5 protein-coding genes and 1 pseudogene are annotated in these 3,757 nt (G+C 62.0%); 4 read left to right on the top strand and 2 right to left on the bottom strand.

Annotated features, from left to right (window positions below):
• Positions 1-465: pseudogene (locus tag VK519_RS06550) on the bottom strand (hypothetical protein); the annotation flags it as partial.
• Positions 466-467: 2 nt separating this feature from the next.
• Entirely contained in the window at positions 468-977 is a 510-nt protein-coding gene (locus VK519_RS06545) for a universal stress protein (protein WP_324348387.1), read from the bottom strand.
• A 240-nt stretch (positions 978-1,217) separates the two neighbouring features.
• On the opposite strand from VK519_RS06545, the gene VK519_RS06540 reads away from it, so the two are divergent.
• The 4 genes from VK519_RS06540 to VK519_RS06525 form a co-directional block, all read left to right on the top strand.
• Complete coding sequence (locus VK519_RS06540) at positions 1,218-1,979, top strand: SDR family NAD(P)-dependent oxidoreductase (protein WP_324348386.1); 762 nt, start codon at positions 1,218-1,220, stop codon at positions 1,977-1,979.
• A complete protein-coding gene (locus tag VK519_RS06535) occupies positions 1,979-2,317 on the top strand; it encodes a universal stress protein (RefSeq protein ID WP_324348391.1) in 339 nt (112 codons plus the stop codon). Before VK519_RS06540 ends, VK519_RS06535 begins: the two co-directional genes overlap by 1 nt.
• An 88-nt stretch (positions 2,318-2,405) precedes the next feature.
• Positions 2,406-2,960: a GNAT family N-acetyltransferase gene (locus VK519_RS06530; protein ID WP_324348384.1), complete on the top strand. Its 555-nt coding sequence runs from the start codon at positions 2,406-2,408 to the stop codon at positions 2,958-2,960.
• Between the two features lie 7 nt (positions 2,961-2,967).
• On the top strand, positions 2,968-3,757 hold a 790-nt coding region (locus VK519_RS06525), incomplete at its 3' end, for a universal stress protein (protein ID WP_324348383.1).

Genomic DNA, 3,757 nt, shown 5'->3' with positions numbered 1-3,757 from the left:
GCTGCGATGCAGGGGCCCGGCCAGCAGGCCCGGATCGGCCAGGCTTTGCAGCAAGTCGCGGTCCGCCACGATCAGGTCATGCCATGGCGCCAGTTCGATCGCCGCTTCGTCAAGCGACGCGCGCGGCAAGCACAAATGCGCCCGTTTCAGCGCCAGGCCCCGCGCCCATGAGCTAAAACCGAAGGCGTCCTCAGGCACTCGAGCCATGCGATCGGGCTCTTCCAGGAGCCCCAGGACACTGGGTTCATGGCGTCTGGCCGTTGGCTCACGCGCGTCGAACAAACACACCGAAAGTGCTGCCTGATGATGAATCGCGAGGGCTCCGCCCACTTCCATGGCTGGCGTTGGGCAGTCGCGATGCCCTGACGCAAGCACAAGGATGTCATGCAGCGCGGACCCTGGCCAGGCTTCCGATCCCGGTGTGGTATCGAGGATCGCTTCTTCGCCATAGGACTTGATGGACATGATCATGCACCCGTTGATTCAACCGCTTCCAGCGCGGAATGGGACGATGCCGGGCGCGATGTGAAGGTCGCTCCTGGTCGACTGACCAGGACAGGTACCGGCGACCGCGCCACCAGCGCATCGACGCAGCGCGGATGAAAAATTTGCGACAGGCTGTGATGGTCGTGAGCCCCAACGGCGATGAGGTCGCAGCCACACTCACTTTGTGTGTGCAGGATGGCGCGAACTGCATTTGCGTCGAAGCACACTCGTGTCTCGCAGGGGACACTGGCGTGTTCGGCGAGAGCGCGGATCGTCGCCACATGCTGTTCGGCGCGAGCAACCAGCGCCTCATCCGGCACGACCTCCGCGGCTTGCTGCGTCTTTGCAGCGAGGTAGGGGCCGCGGTAAGGCAGCAGTGCATGCATCACCACGACGCTGCCCTTCCCTGCTTCAGCCACGCCTATCGCAATACGTGCGGCTCGAAGGGATTCCTCACTGCCATCGGTTGCGATCAGGATTTTCTTGAACATGGTTATGCTCCCTTCTGCGGTAGATGTTGTTGTAAGCGACTACGCAGGTCGACCACTTGATGCAGGTCAAGGATGAAAGCATTTGCCACGCCGCACGTCGATCCTGACGACCATCAGGGGGATGTTGATGTCCATGGCCCGCAGCCTAGGGGGCCTTGTGGACCCCGCACTTGACCAAGGTCAAGTGCGATCGCAACGACCTGGGTAAGGATGGCATCAACCAACTCAAGGAGTGTTGTCATGCAACGACTTATCGGCAAGGTGGCGGTGATCACAGGTGGCTCCAAAGGCATTGGTGCGGCATGTGCAAAGCGGATGGTCGAGCACGGCGCCCGGGTGTGCATCGCCGATATTGATGATGTGCACGGGGAAGCCCTGGCGAAGGTGCTGGGATCCTCGGCGATTTATGTCCATGCAGATGTCACCGCCGAAGCCAACGCAGTGGACGTCATGGCCAAGACCACGGCCGCTTTCGGGGGCGTGGACGTGCTCGTCAACAATGCAGGTATCACCGGCGCCAACAAACCCACCGATGAGTTGTCGGAAGCGGAATGGGACCTGGTCCAGGCGGTGAATGTAAAAGGAGTGTTTCTGTTCACCAAGCACGTCATTGACCGCATGCGCGAACGCGGTGGCGGCAGCATCATCAACCTGTCCTCGATCTATGGTTTGGTCGGTGCACCGGACATCCCGGCCTACCATGCTTCGAAGGGCGCCGTGCGCCTGATGAGCAAGACCGATGCCCTGTTGTTTGCCGATGACGGAATCCGGGTGAATTCAATTCATCCCGGTTTTATCTGGACCCCACTGGTTGAAGACTTCATCCGGAGTGGAACGGGTGACGAAGATGAGGAGCGGCGCATTCTGGATGGGCGCCACCCGCTGGGTCACATGGGCGATCCCGACGACATTGCCTGGGGGGTGGTCTATCTCGCTTCGGACGAAGCCCGGTTCATTACCGGTAGCGAGTTGGTGATCGATGGCGGCTACACGTGCAGGTGATGACGATGATTGAACATATTCTTATTCCCACCGATGGATCGTCGGCCGCGAAGGCTGGTGTTGAACAGGGTGTCGCCCTGGCGGCGCTCCTTGGCGCCCAGGTTACCTTTTTGGCCTATGCCCAATCCTTGGCGGATCAGGCCGGCGTGCTGCAAGGGGGATGCATGGTGGACAATCGGCGTGTTGATCAGGCCATCTGTGCAGCCGCTCACCAGCATAGCTGCGATTTGATCGTGATCGGTTCAGCCCGTACCCCCGCCAAAGGGCTATTTACGCCGTCCAGTTGCGCCCGCCGCCTGGCCGGCGAGGCGCCTGTGCCCGTGTTGATCGTGCACTGATTGATCCAGGTCAAGAGGCCGTTTCCGCAGCGGCGTAGAACGTCATCTACCGTCCGGGCGATTCCGGACAGCAACCTGGGAGATGTTCATGCAAACCTCAACTGTTGACCAGACGCCCCGTAACGCAATCGCAGGCGATCACTGGATCGAAACCCTTCGTGACGGCAGCCATGTGCAGGTGCGCCCTCTTCGCGCCGACGATCGTGCGCGAGAAACCGAGTTCATCCGCCGCCTGTCGCCGCAAGCGCAGCGGTTCCGTTTCCTGGGTGAGTTCCGCGATCCGCCCGAGCGCCTTGTTGACCAACTCATGGCGGTGGATGGGGCGAAGGACGTCGCACTGGTAGCGCTGGCCCACGATGATGGCGAACTGCGGGAGGTGGGCATCGCCCGTTATAGCGCCAGCGACCACCACCGCACCTGCGAATGTGCGGTCACCGTGGCCGACGACTGGCATGACCGCGGATTGGGCTACATGTTGATGCGCCACCTGATCGACGTAGCCCGGCGCAACGGATTCCACCGGATGTTCTCCCTGGACTCCAGCGCCAACGGGCCCATGCGCGAGTTGGCATCGTCGCTTGGTTTCCGACGCGAAGAGGATCCGGGCGATGCCACGCTGGTCACCCACACGCTGGACTTCTGAGGTCGCCATGAACGTGTTCCATCCTGCGCGTCCACTGCCTCCTGGCCCTGCTGCACACGCCGTCAAGGCGTGGTCGGACATTCTTGCACTGGTCAGTTCGACCTCGCCATGGAGCCCTGCCGCCTTGACGGCGGCTGCATTGGCTCAGACCCATGGCAGTGTCCTCACGGGGTGTTACATCGAGGCTGAGCTTCGATCCCTGATGGGGGCCGACACCGACCAACCTGAGTTTGCGCTGCTGCGCCAGCACCCAAGTCAATGCGCCGAGCGCCAGGCGGAGCCTGAATTTCGCGCACTGGCGCGCCGCTACGGAATAAATCGTTCGCGCTGGGAAGTGGCTGCCACGGGGATTGCCCGAACGCTGCGCCAGCTGGCACCGTGGCACGACCTGGTAGTGATGGAGCGTGACCTGGCCGGCGAGGATCGCGTCATCGAGGTGTTGGGCGAGGCACTTTTGGCCTGCAAGGTTCCTTGCATCCTGCTGCCATCGGGCCCCACCGCATTCCGGGACTTCCCCCGGGTCGTGGTGGCCTGGGACGGCAGCATGCAAGCCACGCGCTCCCTTCATGCTGCCCTGCCCCTGCTTCAGAACGCGACGAAGGTTGTCCTGCTCGACGGCTTCGTGCGGTCGTCGGACGAGGACATCGTCCCGAGCTTTGATCCGTGCGAGTACCTCTCCGAGCACGGCGTCCATGTGCGGCATCAAGTCATCCATGCCGATGCTCGCACGTCCGGCAGCGTCATTCTCGAAAGTGCACGTTTGCATGAAGCGGACCTCGTAGTCATGGGGGCGTACG

Origin of the sequence: Pinirhizobacter sp. (assembly GCF_035317885.1) — a bacterium.
Taxonomy (GTDB): domain Bacteria; phylum Pseudomonadota; class Gammaproteobacteria; order Xanthomonadales; family Rhodanobacteraceae; genus Pinirhizobacter.
The sequence above is the reverse complement of the archived record's forward strand: the minus strand, read 5'-3'. Positions and strand labels throughout refer to the sequence as shown.